Annotated in this window: 14 protein-coding genes and 1 pseudogene; 2 read left to right on the top strand and 13 right to left on the bottom strand. The window is 59.7% G+C overall.

The window, feature by feature from the left end; genetic code table 11:
• Positions 1–20: 20 nt before the first annotated feature.
• The 7 genes from JWR98_RS24660 to JWR98_RS24690 all read right to left on the bottom strand — a co-directional run bounded on the left by JWR98_RS24660 (position 21) and on the right by JWR98_RS24690 (position 8345).
• Entirely contained in the window at positions 21–905 is an 885-nt protein-coding gene (locus JWR98_RS24660; RefSeq protein ID WP_078735119.1) for an ABC transporter permease subunit, read from the bottom strand.
• Complete coding sequence (locus tag JWR98_RS24665; protein ID WP_078735120.1) at positions 902–1822, bottom strand: ABC transporter permease subunit; 921 nt, start codon at positions 1820–1822, stop codon at positions 902–904. Before JWR98_RS24665 ends, JWR98_RS24660 begins: the two co-directional genes overlap by 4 nt.
• On the bottom strand, positions 1819–2961 hold the full coding sequence (locus tag JWR98_RS24670; RefSeq protein ID WP_003176776.1) for an ABC transporter ATP-binding protein: 1143 nt from the start codon (positions 2959–2961) through the stop codon (positions 1819–1821). Before JWR98_RS24670 ends, JWR98_RS24665 begins: the two co-directional genes overlap by 4 nt.
• Positions 2962–3027: 66 nt before the next feature.
• On the bottom strand, positions 3028–4122 hold the full coding sequence (locus JWR98_RS24675; protein WP_078735121.1) for a polyamine ABC transporter substrate-binding protein: 1095 nt from the start codon (positions 4120–4122) through the stop codon (positions 3028–3030).
• A gap of 148 nt (positions 4123–4270) precedes the next feature.
• Positions 4271–5365 (bottom strand): polyamine ABC transporter substrate-binding protein, encoded by a 1095-nt coding sequence (locus JWR98_RS24680; protein ID WP_078735248.1) that lies wholly within the window; start codon positions 5363–5365, stop codon positions 4271–4273.
• 198 nt (positions 5366–5563) lie between these two features.
• Positions 5564–6928: an aspartate aminotransferase family protein gene (locus tag JWR98_RS24685; protein ID WP_078735122.1), complete on the bottom strand. Its 1365-nt coding sequence runs from the start codon at positions 6926–6928 to the stop codon at positions 5564–5566.
• Positions 6929–6986: 58 nt separating this feature from the next.
• A complete protein-coding gene (locus tag JWR98_RS24690; RefSeq protein WP_065902296.1) occupies positions 6987–8345 on the bottom strand; it encodes a glutamine synthetase family protein in 1359 nt (452 codons plus the stop codon).
• A 597-nt stretch (positions 8346–8942) separates the two neighbouring features.
• Here JWR98_RS24690 and JWR98_RS24695 point away from each other — a divergent pair.
• Positions 8943–10317, top strand: a pseudogene (locus tag JWR98_RS24695) (glutamine synthetase family protein).
• A 174-nt stretch (positions 10318–10491) separates the two neighbouring features.
• The gene (locus JWR98_RS24700) at positions 10492–11121 is read left to right on the top strand and encodes a TetR/AcrR family transcriptional regulator (RefSeq protein WP_078735123.1); all 630 of its coding nucleotides are present in this window, start codon (positions 10492–10494) and stop codon (positions 11119–11121) included.
• A gap of 76 nt (positions 11122–11197) precedes the next feature.
• Here JWR98_RS24700 and JWR98_RS24705 read toward each other — a convergent pair whose 3' ends face one another.
• The 6 genes from JWR98_RS24705 to ssuE all read right to left on the bottom strand — a co-directional run bounded on the left by JWR98_RS24705 (position 11198) and on the right by ssuE (position 15950).
• Positions 11198–11413 carry a TOBE domain-containing protein gene (locus JWR98_RS24705; protein ID WP_003176783.1) on the bottom strand — a complete coding sequence of 72 codons (216 nt, stop codon included), beginning with the start codon at positions 11411–11413 and terminating at the stop codon, positions 11198–11200.
• Positions 11414–11519: 106 nt separating this feature from the next.
• Positions 11520–12326, bottom strand: coding sequence for an aliphatic sulfonates ABC transporter ATP-binding protein (gene ssuB / locus JWR98_RS24710; RefSeq protein WP_078735124.1), 807 nt, complete (start codon positions 12324–12326; stop codon positions 11520–11522).
• Positions 12323–13111 carry an aliphatic sulfonate ABC transporter permease SsuC gene (gene ssuC / locus JWR98_RS24715; RefSeq protein ID WP_078735125.1) on the bottom strand — a complete coding sequence of 263 codons (789 nt, stop codon included), beginning with the start codon at positions 13109–13111 and terminating at the stop codon, positions 12323–12325. The genes ssuB and ssuC overlap by 4 nt, the downstream gene beginning before the upstream one ends.
• A gap of 9 nt (positions 13112–13120) precedes the next feature.
• Entirely contained in the window at positions 13121–14269 is a 1149-nt protein-coding gene (ssuD, locus tag JWR98_RS24720; protein WP_205491458.1) for an FMNH2-dependent alkanesulfonate monooxygenase, read from the bottom strand.
• Between the two features lie 25 nt (positions 14270–14294).
• A complete protein-coding gene (locus JWR98_RS24725; RefSeq protein WP_205491460.1) occupies positions 14295–15263 on the bottom strand; it encodes a sulfonate ABC transporter substrate-binding protein in 969 nt (322 codons plus the stop codon).
• Between the two features lie 93 nt (positions 15264–15356).
• The gene (ssuE, locus tag JWR98_RS24730; RefSeq protein WP_003176788.1) at positions 15357–15950 is read right to left on the bottom strand and encodes an NADPH-dependent FMN reductase; all 594 of its coding nucleotides are present in this window, start codon (positions 15948–15950) and stop codon (positions 15357–15359) included.
• Between the last annotated feature and the right edge of the window lie 237 nt (positions 15951–16187).

A 16187-nucleotide genomic window follows, 5' to 3' on the forward strand; every position in this document is an offset into this window, starting at 1 on the left:
CATGTGGACCGTGCAAACAGTTAGACCGGTGCAGGCGCCCGACGCTTGTCCGGCTGCTGCCAGCCATCGGCGGCGGCTTCTTCAATCGCCTGCTGAATAGCCTTCTTGCGGTGTTCTTCGGCACGACGGCTGAAGAACCACACCAGGAAGGTCACCAGCGACACCGCCAGCAAGATCAAGCTGGCCACGGCGTTGATCTCGGGTTTGACCCCAAGACGCACCGCCGAGAACACTTCCATCGGCAAGGTAGTCGAGCCCGGGCCGGACACGAAGCTGGCCAGTACCAGGTCATCCAGAGACAGCGCGAACGACATCATCCCGCCCGCCGCCAGCGACGGTGCAATCATCGGGATGGTGATCAGGAAGAACACCTTCCACGGCCGCGCGCCCAGGTCCATCGCCGCTTCTTCGATCGACAGGTCCAGCTCACGCAAACGCGCCGACACCACCACCGCCACATACGCCGCACAGAACGTGGTATGGGCGATCCAGATGGTGACGATGCCACGCTCCTGGGGCCAGCCGATCAACTGCGCCATGGCCACGAACAGCAGCAACAGCGACAGACCGGTGATCACTTCCGGCATCACCAACGGCGCGGTCACCAGGCCGCCGAACAGCGTGCGGCCCTTGAACTGGCTGATGCGCGTCAGCACGAACGCGGCCAAGGTCCCCAGGGCCACTGCTGCGATCGCCGTGTAGCAGGCGATTTCCAGGGAGCGCGCCACCGAGCCCATCAATTGGGTGTTGTCCAGCAGACCCACGTACCACTTGATCGACCAACCGCCCCACACCGTCACCAGTTTGGATTCGTTGAACGAGTAGATCACCAGAATCAGCATCGGCAGGTAGATGAACAACAACCCCGCCACCAGCATGAAGCTTGAGAAACTGACGCGCTTCATATCTTGCCCTCCATCTCTTTGGCTTGGCTGCGGTTAAACAGGATGATCGGCACGATCAGGATCGCCAGCATCACCACCGCCAGGGCAGACGCCACCGGCCAGTCACGGTTGTTGAAGAATTCTTGCCACAGCACTTTACCGATCATCAGGGTTTCCGGCCCGCCGAGCAGTTCCGGGATCACGAACTCGCCCACCACCGGGATAAACACCAGCATGCAACCGGCGATGATGCCGTTCTTGGACAGCGGCACGGTGATCTTCCAGAAGCTGTTGAAGGTGCTCGAACCCAGGTCCGATGCGGCTTCCAGCAAGCTCTGGTCGTGCTTCACCAGGTTGGCGTACAGCGGCAGGATCATGAACGGCAGGTACGAATAGACCACGCCGATATACACCGCGATGTTGGTGTTGAGGATCTGCAGTGGTTCGTTGATCAGCCCCATGGACATCAGGAAGCCATTGAGCAAACCGTTGTTGCTGAGGATGCCCATCCACGCATACACGCGGATCAGAATCGCGGTCCAGGTCGGCATCATGATCAGCAGTACCAGCACGGTCTGCATCTCTTTGCGCGCGGTGGCAATGGCGTAGGCCATCGGATAGCCGATCAACAGGCACAGCAACGTGCTGAAGAACGCCATTTTCAGCGAGCCCAGGTAGGCGGAGATGTACAGCTCATCCCCCGCCAACAGGCTGTAGTTGGCCAGGTTCAGTACCACCTGCAGCTTTTGCTCGACGTAGGTGTAGATCTCGGTGTACGGCGGGATCGCCACGTCGGCTTCGGCAAAGCTGATTTTCAGCACGATGAAGAACGGCAGGGCGAAAAAAAGGAACAGCCACAGGAACGGTATCCCGATGACCACCTGCTTGCCGCTGGGGACGATGCGCTGCAAGCGCCGCTTGAGCTTTTTTGTGTTCATGAGCGAAGCACCACGCCGCTGTCGTCTTCCCACCACACATAGACCTGGTCACCCCAGGTCGGCCGCTGGCCACGGCGCTCGGCGTTGGCCACGAAAGACTGCACCAGCTTGCCGCTCGGCAACTCCACGTAGAACACCGAGTGGCCGCCCAGGTAGGCGATATCGTGCACCTTGCCGCTGGACCAGTTGTGTTCGCAGGTCGGCATTTCGGTGGTTACCAGCAGCTTTTCCGGGCGGATCGCGTAGGTCACCGACTTGTCTTCCACCGCAGTGGCGATGCCGTAGCCCACATAGATGTCGCGGTCCAGGTCCGGGCATTTGAGCACCGCGTGGCCTTCGGCGTCGTCCACCACCTGGGTGTCGAAGATATTGACGTTGCCGATGAACTCGCACACCAGGCGGCTGGTAGGCGTTTCGTAGATGTCGATGGGGCTGCCGATCTGCGCGATCCAGCCCAGGTGCATGATCGCGATGCGCTCGGCCATGGTCATGGCCTCTTCCTGGTCGTGGGTCACCATCACGCAGGTCACGCCGACGCGCTCGATGATCTCCACCAGTTCCAGTTGCATCTGCGAACGCAGCTTCTTGTCGAGGGCGCCCATGGGCTCATCGAGCAGCAGCAGTTTCGGGCGCTTGGCCAGGGAACGTGCCAGGGCCACCCGCTGACGCTGGCCGCCGGACAACTGGTGCGGCTTGCGCTTGGCGTACTGGCTCATCTGCACCAGCTTGAGCATCTCGGCCACGCGGGCGTCGACCTCGGCCTTGGGGATCTTGTCCTGTTGCAGGCCGAAGGCAATGTTCTGCGCCACGGTCATGTGTGGGAACAAGGCGTAGGACTGAAACATCATGTTGATCGGCCGCTCGTAGGGCGGCATATCGGTGATGTCCACACCGTCGAGGTAGATACGACCTTCGGTTGGACGCTCGAAGCCTGCGAGCATGCGCAACAAGGTGGACTTGCCCGAACCCGAACCGCCGAGCAAGGCGAAAATCTCGCCTTTCTTGATTTCCAGGGACACGTCGTCCACGGCAATCGTCTCGTCGAACTTCTTTGTGACCCGGTCGATTTTGACCAGCACCTTCTTAGGTGTCTGGTCGCCTTCGAGGGCTTTCTTATAGGCGCCGGAGGCAACTGCCATTTACGAAACTCCCAAAAAAAACAGTGCAGTTCGCCCGAGGCGGGCGAACCCAGGATAGTTTGAGCCTTACTTGCCCGTCTTGACCTTGGTCCAGCTACGGGTCATCAAGCGTTGCACGTTCGGGGGTAGCTCGAAGTTGACGAATGTCCGATCGAGAACCGCCTGCGGTGGGTAAACCGCTGCGTCGGTGCGTATCGATTGCTCCATCAGTTTGTCCGCCCCTGGGTTAGGGTTGGCGTAACCGACTTGATCACTGACCTGAGCGATGACCTCAGGTTGCAGCAAATAGTTAATGAAGGCATGGGCTTGCTTGACGTTGGTCGCATCCTTGGGAATCGCCAGTACGTCAAACCACAGGTTGCCGCCTTCTTTCGGAATGACGTAGGCGATGTTCACGCCTTTGCCTGCTTCGCTTGCGCGAGCCTTGGCCTGGAACACATCGCCGGAAAACCCGGCGGCCACGCAGATGTTGCCGTTAGCCAGGTCCGAGATGTATTTGGAAGAATGAAAGTAGGTCACGTAGGGCCGAACTTTGAGCAGCTTTTCTTCGGCTTTTTTGTAGTCGTCCGGGTTGGTGCTGTTGGGGTTAAGACCCATGTAGTTGAGCACCGCCGGCAGCATTTCATCGGCCGAGTCCATGAAGGACACGCCGCAGGTGGCGAGCTTCTTCATGTTTTCCGGTTCGAACAGCACCGCCCAGGAATCGATATGGTCGACGCCCAGCACTTGCTTCACTTTGTCGACGTTGTAGCCGATGCCGTTGGTGCCCCACAGGTACGGCACTGCGTACTGGTTGCCTGGGTCGTTCTTCTCCAGACGTTTGAGCAGCGTCGGATCAAGGTTGGCGTAGTTGGTCAGCAGCGACCGGTCCAGCTTCTGGAACGCCCCGGCCTTGATCTGCTTGCCGAGGAAGTGGTTGGACGGCACCACCACGTCGTAACCGGTACGCCCGGCCAGCAGCTTGCCTTCCAGGGTTTCGTTGGAGTCAAACACGTCATACACGGGCTTGATACCGCTGGCCTTTTCGAAGTTGGCCAGGGTGTCGGGGCCGATGTAGTCCGACCAGTTATAAATATGCACCGTAGGGGCGGCCTGCACGCTGACAGCCAGCGTGATACCCGCGCCCACCAGCAAGGCTTGGCGAAATAAAGAAATTGGCAAGTGGAGGTCCTCTTAAATAGTTGGGCCTTAAAAGTTGTTGCCCGGCAACAAAACCGGCGCGCAACTTACCCTCGATAAACCGATCCGGCAAAACTTTCTGTCATTTAATGTGTGGGAGGGAGCAACCCCCTCCCACAGGTATCACGGCTTATTTACCGGACTTGATCTTGGTCCAGCTGCGCGTCATTTCACGTTGAGTGGCAGCGGGCAGGTCAGCAATGGCGTAGAGCTTGGCCTGCACATCAGCAGGTGGGTAGATGCCCGGGTCGCTGGTGATGTCTTTGTCGACCAGTGCGGTGGCCTTCTCGTTACCGTTCGGGAAACGCACGCTGTCGGTGATCGCCGCCATCACTTTCGGCTCAAGCAGGTAGTTCATGAACTTGTAGGCCGCCTCGACGTTTTCGGCATCCTTAGGGATGGCGACCATGTCGTAGAAGCTACCGGCGCCTTCTTTCGGAATGTCGTAGGCCACTTTGACCTTGCCACCGGCTTCAGCCGCACGGGACTTGGCCTGCTGGATGTCACCCGAGTAACCCACGGCCACGCAGATGTTGCCGTTGGCGAGGTCGGAAATGTACTTGGAAGAGTGGAAGTAGCCGATCGAAGGACGGATCTTGAGGAACAGGTCTTCGGCTTGCTTGAGCTGTTTTTTATCCTGAGTGTCGGTTGGCAGGCCCAGGTAATGCAGCGCCACCGGCAGCATTTCGGTAGGCGAATCGAGGAAGCTCACGCCGCAGCTTTTGAGCTTGGCGATATTTTCAGGCTTGAGCAGCACATCCCACGAGTCGATCTTGTCCACGCCCAGCGCGGCCTTGACCTTCTCCGGGTTGTAGCCGATGCCGATCGAACCCCACATGTACGGGAAGGCGTGCTTGTTGTCCGGGTCGCTGACCGACACGGCCTTGAGCAGGGAGGTGTTCAGGTTGCTGTAGTTGGACAGTTTGGACTTGTCCAGCTCCTGATAGACACCGGCCTTGATCTGCTTGGCGAGGAAGTTGTTCGACGGTACGACGATGTCGTAGCCGGACTTGCCTGCCAGCAGCTTGGCTTCGAGGGTTTCGTTGCTGTCGAATACGTCGTACACCACTTTGATGCCAGTCTCTTTTTCAAAGTTGGCGATGGTGTCCGGCGCGATGTAGTCGGACCAGTTGTAGACGTGCAGCACTTTATCGTCCGCCTGGGCCGCGCCCGCCATTGCGCCCATCAGGGACAAGGCGAGGAGAGTCTTGCCAGCGTTCTTCAAACCTAATGCCTTCATTATGGTGATGCTCCAATTTTTTCTTTTTTGGGCCACATTCTTTTATGTTCAGCGGCCCTTCCAGAGGGCAACAAAACAGGGCGACAGTCTGGCAAGTTCAGGGGCTGGCTTTCAACCAAGGCCCCCAACATTTGTAACTGCCCAGACGCAGCATCGGAAGCCACCGCGCACTGAGCCTAGCACTTAGCCCTGCAACGCCGCCAAAGTCAGGTCCAGGCACGTACGCGCCTTGGTCACCAGCTCATCGATTTCGGCCTTGCTGATCACCAGCGGCGGAGAAATGATCATGGTGTCGCCCACGGCGCGCATGATCAGACCATTGTTGAAGCAGAAGTTGCGGCAAATCATGCCCACGCCCTTGCCTTCATAACGCTTGCGGGTGGCTTTGTCCTGAACCAGCTCGATTGCACCGAGCATGCCCACACCGCGAACTTCGCCCACCAACGGATGATCAGCCAGCTCCCTCAGACGCTTTTGCAAATACGGTGCCGTTTCGTCATGAACCCGACTGACGATTTTTTCATCGCGCATGATGCGGATGTTTTCCAGGGCCACCGCCGCCGCCACCGGATGGCCGGAGTAGGTGAAGCCGTGGTTGAAATCACCGCCTTCGTTGAGCACGGCTACCACGTCGTCGCGCACGATCAGGCCACCCATGGGGATGTAACCCGAGGTGAGTCCCTTGGCGATGGTCATCATGTGCGGCTTGAGGTCGTAGAAGTCGCTACCGAACCACTCACCGGTACGGCCGAACCCGCAGATGACCTCGTCGGCGACAAACAGGATGTCGTACTTGGCGAGGATTTCCTTGATGCGCGGCCAATAGGTGTCGGGCGGCACGATCACACCCCCGGCGCCCTGGATCGGCTCGGCAATAAAGGCACCGACGGTGTCCACGCCCAGTTCCAGGATCTTTTCTTCCAACTGGTTGGCGGCCCAGGTCCCGAATTCGTCGGGGCTCATGTTGCCACCTTCGCCGAACCAGTACGGCTGGGCGATGTGGGTGATGCCCGGAATCGGCAAGTCGCCCTGTTCATGCATATACGTCATGCCGCCCAGGCTGGCGCCGGCCACGGTGGAGCCGTGGTAGCCATTCTTGCGGCTGATGATGGTTTTCTTGTTCGGCTGGCCTTTGATCGCCCAGTAGTGGCGGACCATGCGCAACATGGTGTCGTTGCCTTCGGAGCCGGAACCGGTAAAGAACACGTGATTCATGCCGGCGGGCGCAACGCCTGCAATGGCCTTGGCCAGCTCCAGCACCGGCGGGTGAGCGGTCTGGAAGAACAGGTTGTAGTACGGCAGTTCTTTCATCTGTTTGGCGGCGGCGTCGGCCAGTTCATCGCGACCGTAACCGATCGCCACGCACCACAGGCCGGCCATGCCGTCGAGGATCTTGTTGCCTTCGCTGTCCCACAAGTACACGCCGTGGGCTTTGGTGATGATCCGTGGGCCTTTCTCTTTCAATTGCTTGAAGTCGCTGAACGGCGCCAGGTGGTGATCACTGCTCAAGGCTTGCCATTCACGGGTTTGCGGGTTGTTGCTGGACATACCAATCTCCTAGACTTTTCAGTGAAGGGCGCGCTGTGCAGGCAGCACGCCCGGCGCATCAGACGGCAAAGAGCAGGAATTCCCGCTCCCACGAACTGATCACGCGCTTGAAGTTTTCATGCTCGGCCCGCTTGACCGCGACATAGCCTGTGATGAATTTCTGCCCCAGGTATTTCTCGATGGTCTTGCTGTTTTCCATGCGTTCCAGGGCGTCTTCGATGGTCAACGGCAGGCGCAGGTTGCGTCGCTCATAACCCCGGCCCACTACCGGCGCGCTTGGGTTGTGGCCTTCGACCATGCCGATGTAGCCGCACAGCAGGCTGGCGGCAATCGCCAGGTACGGGTTGGCGTCGGCGCCCGGCAGGCGGTTTTCCACACGGCGGTTCTGCGGGCCGGCATCCGGTACGCGCAGGCCGACGGTGCGGTTTTCTTCGCCCCATTCCACGTTCACTGGTGCCGAGGTATCGGGCAGGAAGCGGCGGAACGAGTTCACGTTGGGTGCAAACAACGGCAGCAATTCGGGGATGAACTTCTGCAGGCCGCCAATGTGGTTGAGGAACAGCTGGCTCATGGTTCCGTCTTCATTGGAGAAGACATTCTTGCCGGTGGCGATGTCGATGATGCTCTGGTGCAGGTGCATCGCGCTGCCGGGCTCGCCGGTCATCGGCTTGGCCATGAAGGTGGCGGCCACGTCGTGCTTGAGCGCCGCTTCACGCATGGTGCGCTTGAACACCAGGATCTGGTCGGCCAGGGACAGCGCGTCACCGTGACGGAAGTTGATTTCCATCTGCGCGGTGCCGTCTTCGTGGATCAGGGTGTCGAGGTCCAGCTCCTGCAGTTCGCACCAGTCGTAGACGTCTTCGAACAGCGGGTCGAATTCGTTGGCTGCTTCAATAGAGAAGGACTGGCGGCCGGTCTCCGGGCGCCCGGAACGGCCGATCGGCGGTTGCAGCGGGAAGTCCGGGTCCTCGCAGCGCTTGGTCAGGTAGAACTCCATCTCCGGCGCCACGATGGGCTGCCAGCCTCTGTCGGCGTAGAGCTTGAGGACTTTCTTGAGCACGTTGCGCGGCGACAGCTCGATCGGGTTGCCTTGCTTGTCGTAGGTGTCGTGGATCACCTGGGCGGTCGGCTCAATGGCCCAGGGCACCAGGAACACCGCATTCTGGTCGGGGCGGCAGATCATGTCGATGTCGGCCGGGTCGAGCAATTCGTAATAGATGTCGTCTTCGACATAGTCGCCGGTCACGGTCTGCAACAGCACGCTTTCGGGCAGGCGCATGCCTTTTTCGGCGATGAACTTGTTGGTCGGCGAGATCTTGCCCCGGGTGATGCCGGTGAGGTCGCCAATCATGCATTCGACTTCTGTGATCTTGTGGTCTTTCAACCAATCGGTGAGCTGGTCGAGGTTGTTACTCATAAATGCCTCTGGGCTGGGTTTCCTGGCATCCATTAAAGGCCAGGCGTTGGTTGACGCAGCATCCGCGTCGTTTTTTCGTTCGAGGTAGGAGCTTACCTGCCATTTGCTGCAGCGTTGCATTCCTCACGCCAAAGTTGTGCGTAATCTTGATCGGCGCGCTCGAGGAGGGCCGGTCACTGACGAATGAGAGGGCAACGAAGAGGCGGGACTGGCCGTCAAGAATATTGGCCGGTGCATGAGCATTCACGCGGGATGAACGGACTGCGGACAACGCCTGGCTGAAGCAGGCGCAGACGCCGAGTGGCGGCAGGTGAAACATGAAGCACCCCGGTATTATTGCTGTTATGGGTTTGAATCGAGCTTAGCCTTGTTCATTTTTTTACACAACACCCCCGTAAAAAATACAACACGGCCCGCTCAAGCCTGCGAGTCCCAAGCCCATCGAACCCAAAAAATCGCCCTAAAAAGCCCCAAAAAAGCCTTCGCAGCGCTTTTTTAGGGCAAAAAAGGCCTCGCTTGACTTCGGCATGCCGTTCGGGTTGACTGAAACCAGAAAAGATCAATGATTGATATTTTTAACAACAAAGGTGTTGCATCATGTCGGTACCCCCGCGTGCCGTTCAGCTTAACGAAGCGAACGCGTTCCTTAAGGATCATCCTGAGGTTCTGTACGTAGACCTTCTAATTGCGGATATGAATGGTGTGGTGCGCGGCAAGCGCATCGAACGCACCAGCCTCCACAAGGTTTACGAGAAGGGCATTAACCTGCCTGCCTCTTTATTTGCCCTGGATATCAACGGCTCGACGGTGGAAAGCACCGGCCTGGGCCTGGACATCGGTGATGCTGACCGAATCTGTTATCCAATCCCCGACACCCTATGCAATGAGCCCTGGCAAAAGCGCCCGACCGCGCAATTGCTGATGACCATGCATGAACTTGAAGGTGAACCTTTCTTCGCCGATCCGCGCGAAGTGCTCCGCCAAGTCGTCAGCAAGTTCGATGACATGGGCCTGACCATCTGCGCTGCCTTCGAGCTTGAGTTCTACCTGATCGACCAGGAGAACGTGAACGGCCGCCCACAACCGCCCCGCTCGCCGATCTCCGGCAAACGCCCGCACTCGACACAGGTCTACCTGATCGACGACCTCGACGAATACGTCGACTGCCTCCAGGACATCCTGGAAGGTGCCAAAGAGCAAGGCATCCCGGCCGACGCCATCGTCAAGGAAAGTGCCCCGGCGCAGTTCGAAGTGAACCTGCACCACGTGGCCGACCCGATCAAGGCCTGCGACTACGCGGTACTGCTCAAGCGCCTGATCAAGAACATCGCCTACGACCATGAGATGGACACCACCTTCATGGCCAAGCCTTACCCAGGCCAGGCGGGCAACGGTCTGCACGTGCACATTTCGATCCTGGACAAGGACGGCAAGAACATCTTCGCCAGCGAGGATCCCGAGCAGAACGCCGCATTGCGTCACGCGATCGGCGGTGTGCTGGAGACCCTACCCGCTCAGATGGCGTTCCTGTGCCCCAACGTCAACTCCTACCGTCGCTTCGGCGCACAGTTCTACGTGCCGAACTCACCGTGCTGGGGCCTGGACAACCGCACCGTGGCGATTCGCGTACCGACCGGCTCGTCCGACGCCGTACGTATCGAACACCGTGTGGCCGGCGCCGATGCCAACCCTTACCTGCTGATGGCTTCGGTCCTGGCGGGTGTGCATCACGGTCTGACCAACAAGATCGAACCGCGCGCCCGTGGAAGGCAACAGCTACGAGCAGAACGAGCAAAGCCTGCCGAACAACCTGCGCGATGCCCTGCGCGAGCTGGACGACAGCGAGGTGATGGCCAAGTACATCGATCCTAAATACATCGATATCTTCGTCGCCTGTAAGGAAAGTGAGCTGGAAGAGTTCGAACACTCTATCTCCGACCTTGAGTACAACTGGTACCTGCATACCGTGTAAGCGGTTGCAGCAGTAAAAAGGGAACGCCGCTGACTTTGGTCAGTGGCGTTTTTTTATGGGTTTCTTTCGGGCTACCGGGTTGGCCTCATCGGGAGGGAGCTTGATCCCGATGAGGCCTGCAAGACAACATACCTCCCTGCTCATACAATGCCCGCTGCCTTGTAGGAGACTTCCATGACCACCCGCCCCGCCTCCCCGCGCAAACCTCGCGCCCGCAGCCAGGCCAGGATCGACGCGATTCTCGACGCCGCCCGCACCTTGCTCGCCGCCGAAGGCGTGGCCGGTCTATCGATCTACAGCGTGGCCGAGCGCGCGCAGATTCCGCCGTCGTCGGTGTACCACTTTTTCGCCAGTGTGCCGGCATTGCTGGAGGCGTTGACGGCAGACGTGCACGCGGCCTTCCGCGCGGCGATTCAAGCGCCCATCGAGCACGATGCCCTCAAGCATTGGCGCGACCTGTCCTGCATCGTTGAACAGCGCATGCTCGCCGTCTATGACCAGGATGCCGCCGCACGACAGCTGATCCTGGCCCAGCATGGGCTTACCGAAGTGACCCAGGCCGATCGTCAGCACGATCTGGAATTGGGGGATTTGATGCTGGCGGTGTTCAACCGGCATTTTGAAGTGCCGACCTTGCCGAGCGATGTGGATGTATTTGCCTTGGCGCTGGAGCTGAGCGACCGCGTCTACGCGCGTTCGGTGCATCAGCATGGGCTGATCACGCCGCGGATGGCAGAGGAAGGGATGCGGGTGTTTGATGCGTATGTGGGGCTGTATTTGCCGGCGTATTTGCCTAAGCGCTGAGGCTTGTGTTGGCTGAGCCGGCCTCATCGGGGGCGGTGCGACGATTCGACTTGCTCCCGATGGCGGCCTAAAGCGATCACAACTTGGCGATCGACACCTCAGTGGATTTCACAAAGGCAATCACTTCACTGCCAATCACCAGTTCCAACTCTTTGACCGAGCGCGTGGTGATCACCGAAGTGACGATCCCGGAGGCGGTCTGCACGTCGATTTCCGACAGCACATCGCCGACCACGATTTCCTTGATGGTGCCTTTGAACTGGTTACGCACGTTGATGGCTTTAATAGTCATACGGTTTCTCCTGGGGTCGAAATAGCTGCAAGTTGTTAGCTGCAAGCTGCAAGTAAAAAGCGCTTTGCTTCCCCTTGCAGCTTCAAGCTTGAAGCTTGCTGCTGCTTTATTGCGCCCAACGCAGTTGCGTAGGCAGCGGTGAAACAGGTTCGGGTTCCGGCGGTGTGCCGGGCAACGACAGCACACGGTTGAGCACTTCGGCTTCCAGCGCCGCCAGACGATGGGAGCCACGGGCCCGTGGGCGTGGCAGGTCGACGATCAGGTCTAGGCCGATTTCGCCGTCTTCGATCAGGATCACTCGGTCGGCAATCGCCACGGCTTCGCTGACGTCGTGGGTCACCAGCAACACGGTGAAGCCGTGCTTGCGCCACAGGTTTTCGATCAGTTGCTGCATCTCGATGCGGGTCAGGGCATCCAGCGCGCCCAGGGGTTCATCGAGTAACAGCAAGCGCGGTTGGTGGATCAGTGCGCGCGCCAGGGCCACCCGTTGTTTTTGGCCGCCGGACAGTGCCGCCGGCCATTCATTGGCGCGCTCGGCCAGGCCGACCGCTTCCAAGGCCTGCAGAGCCTTGGGGCGCCAATCGCCCTTGAGGCCCAGGCCCACGTTGTCGATGATTTTTTTCCAAGGCAGCAAACGCGCTTCCTGGAACATCAGCCGCGTGTCTTCAATCGCTTCGCCGAGCGGCGCGGAACCGGCCAGCAACTCGCCGCCGCTGGCTTTGTCCAGGCCGGCCAGCAGGCGCAGCAAAGTGCTTTTGCCGCACCCGCTACGACCGACCACCGCCACGAACTGGCCCGCCGGAATGTGCAGATCGATCTCTTTGAGCACTAGGCGCGCGCCAAACGATTTGCGCAATTTGCGCACCGCCAGGGGAATCCCCTTCAGCAAACGCGCAGGTTCTTGAGCCGTCATGCCGCACCGCCTTTTTTCACTTGATACGCCGGGTGCCAGCGCAGCCACACACGTTCCAGGCCACGCGCCGCCAGGTCAGCCAGCTTGCCGAGGATCGCGTACATCACGATGGCCAGCACCACCACGTCGGTTTGCAGGAACTCACGGGCGTTCATCGCCAGGTAACCGATGCCCGAGCTGGCGGAGATGGTTTCCGCCACGATCAGCGTCAACCACATAAAGCCCAGGGCAAAGCGCACGCCCACCAGGATCGACGGCAGCGCCCCCGGCAGGATCACCTGCCAGAACAGGCTGAAACCGGACAAGCCGTAGCTGCGCGACATTTCCACCAGCGCCGGGTCGACGTTGCGGATGCCGTGATAGGTGTTCAGGTAGATCGGAAACAGCGTGCCGAGGGCCACCAGGAAAATCTTCGCAGTCTCGTCGATCCCGAACCACAGGATCACCAGCGGGATCAACGCCAGGTGCGGCACGTTGCGGATCATCTGCACCGAGCTGTCCAGCAGGCGTTCGCCCCACGTCGACAGGCCGGTGATAAACCCCAGCGCCAGGCCGATGCTGCCACCGATCACAAAGCCCAGGCCGGCCCGCCAGCCACTGATAGCCAGGTGCGTCCAGATTTCGCCGCTGCGCACCAGGTTGACCCCAGCCTCAATCACGGCACTGGGGGCCGGCAGAATACGCGTCGACAACCAGCCCGCCGACACCGACAACTGCCACACCGCCAGCAATAGAATCGGCAGCACCCAGGGCGCCACGCGATGACTCAGTTTTTCATAGCTCATAACGCCGCCTCAGCTCTGTGACGCGGCTTTGGGAAGGATATCGTTGGCGACCATTTCGCCGAACGGGCTCACGTAACCGGCGCTTTTCGGCAGCTCGGGACGTTCGATATCCAGGTGCGGGAACAGCAGTTCGGCGACCCGATACGATTCTTCCAGGTGTGGATAACCGGAGAAGATAAAGGTATCGATGCCCAACGCTGCGTACTCCTTGACCCGCGCCGCAACGGTTGGGCCATCGCCCACCAGCGCGGTACCCGCACCGCCGCGCACCAGGCCGACGCCGGCCCACAGGTTGGGGCTGACTTCGAGATTGTCGCGGTTGCCGCCATGCAAGGCCGCCATGCGTTGTTGCCCGACCGAATCGAAGCGCGCCAGGGAGGCCTGGGCGCGGGCGATGGTATCGTCATCCAGATGGGAGATCAGTTTGTCGGCGGCTTTCCAGGCTTCATCGTTGGTTTCGCGCACGATCACATGCAGACGAATGCCGAAGCGCACCGTGCGCCCAAGCTTGGCGGCCTTGGCGCGTACCTGCTCGATTTTCTCGGCAACCGCAGCCGGTGGCTCGCCCCAGGTCAGCACCATTTCCACTTGCTCGGCAGCCAAATCCTGAGCGGCTTCGGAAGAACCACCGAAGTACAAAGGCGGTCGCGGTTGCTGGATCGGTGGATAGAGCAATTTGGCGCCTTTGACGCTGATGTGCTCGCCGTCGTAGTCCACGGTTTCACCTTCCAGCACGCGGCGCCAGATGCGCGTGAACTCGACCGAAGCCTGGTAACGCTCTTCGTGACTGAGGAACAAGCCATCACCGGCCAATTCTTCCGGATCACCGCCAGTGACCAGATTGAACAATGCCCGGCCGCCGGACAGACGATCCAGAGTCGCGGCCTGACGCGCCGCCACCGTCGGGGAAATGATCCCGGGGCGCAGGGCGACAAGGAATTTCAGACGCTGGGTCACCGGGATCAGCGACGCGGCCACCAGCCACGAGTCCTCGCAGGAGCGCCCGGTGGGGATCAAAACGCCGTCAAAACCCAGGCGGTCAGCGGCCTGGGCCACTTGCTGCAAATAACCGTGGTCGACGGCGCGTGCGCCTTCGGCGGTGCCAAGGTAGTGGCCGTCGCCGTGGGTAGGCAGGAACCAGAAAATATTGAGGCTCATGGAGTTGTCTCCTGAAGAAATCGGATTACGGCGCGTTGGCCACCGCGGCGGGTGGTGTCCAGATCACGTCCTTGATGCTCAAGGGTTTGGGGATCAATTTGAGTTGATAGAAGCTGTCGGCGATTTTCTGTTGGGCGGCGACCACTTCCGGGGTCAGGAACAACGCGCCATAGCCCTGGCGCTTCACCGAGGTCAGGGTGATGTCAGCCGGCAGGCCAAGCAGCGGCGCGACTTGTTCAGTGACTTCCTGCGGATTGGCCTTGGACCATTCGCCCACCGCGCGTACTTCTTCCACCAGCGCCTTGATCACCTGCGGGTGTTGCTCGGCATACGGCTTGGTCGCCAGGTAGAACTGGTGGTTGTCAGCAATGCCGGTGCCGTCACGCAAGGTGCGCGCTTGCAGCTGTTTCTCGGCGGCGGCCTGGTACGGGTCCCAGATCACCCAGGCGTCCACGCTGCCACGCTCGAACGCGGCGCGGGCATCGGCAGGCGGCAGGAACACGGTTTGTACGTCGGTGTATTTCAGGCCTGCATCTTCCAGGGCACGTACCAGCAGGTAGTGCACGTTGGAGCCTTTATTGAGCACGATTTTCTTGCCCTTGAGCTCGGTCACCGACTTGATCGCCGAGTCTTTCGGCACCAGGATCGCTTCGCTGGTCGGCGCCGGCGGCTCGTAGGCCACATAGAGCAGATCGGCACCGGCAGCCTGGGCAAACACCGGCGGGGTTTCGCCGGTAACGCCGAAGTCGATGGAGCCGACGTTCAGGCCCTCAAGCAGTTGCGGGCCGCCGGGAAACTCGGTCCATTGCACCTGAACGCCTTGGGCCGCCAGGCGTTTTTCCAGGGTGCCCTTGGCTTTGAGCAGCACCAGGGTGCCGTATTTCTGATAACCGATCCGCAGGGTCTCGGCGGCTTGGGCTTGAACAATGGCGCCGAAGGACACAGCCGCAGCAAACAGTGCGACCAGACCACGACGCAAGATGACAGTGCGCATGGCGCTCTCTCCAAATATGCGTTTAGGGTTTTGGCTGCACCTGCTTGGCCGTTGGCGGCTGAGTAAGGTGAGTGTTTCTTAAGTGGGTAAGGCTCAGATACTCCAGCGAGCCGTCAGCAAACGGTCATTCAATGCATGCGGGTCCAACGGTTTCGGGCGACGGGCCATGGCGCTGTAGAGCGTTTCCAGCGCCTCATGCAAACGGTGTTCAAGCACCGGCACCAACTGCGCCTGGGCACTGCCTTCGCCATAGGCGATCTGGCTGTCTTCGGCAAAGATCCCGTGGAGCAATTCCTGGGCCTTGAGGGCCGACAACACCGGCTTCAGCGCGTAGTCCACCGCCAGCATATGGGCGATGCTGCCGCCAGTGGCCATCGGCAACACGACCTTGTGCGCCAGGGCGCGTTCGGGCAGCAGGTCGAGCACGGTTTTCAGCGCGCCGGAGAACGAGGCCTTGTAGACCGGCGTTGCTATCACCAAGCCATCCGCATTAGCCACTTGCTGCAACAGGTCGATGACCTTGGGGCTGTCGAAGCGCGCATGCAGCAAGTCTTCGGCCGGGAAGTCCCGTACCTGGTAACTCACCACCTCAACGCCTTTGTCTTGTAACCATTGACGGGTTTTCTCCAGCAAGACCCCGGAGCGGGAACGCTGGCTGGGACTGCCTCCGAGTGTGACGACCAACATGCAGGAATTCCTTGAGCAAGTGCCGGCGGTTCGCTGGGTGGGCGATGGCGCCAAGATGAAACAGACCTTACCAGCAGATTCATATATCTATAAATCTTATTTTTTCATTTGTTTATTCTTTAAATGCATATGAGATTTATAAGTCGCCAGGCGAAAAAAAAGGCCGTTGAAACGGCCTGAAAACCCCTGCTATGTGATTCGGTTTGCAACTTGAAATGCAGTCAAAACGTGGGAGGG

The organism is Pseudomonas lactucae (assembly GCF_016937615.1).
Lineage (GTDB): Bacteria > Pseudomonadota > Gammaproteobacteria > Pseudomonadales > Pseudomonadaceae > Aquipseudomonas > Aquipseudomonas lactucae.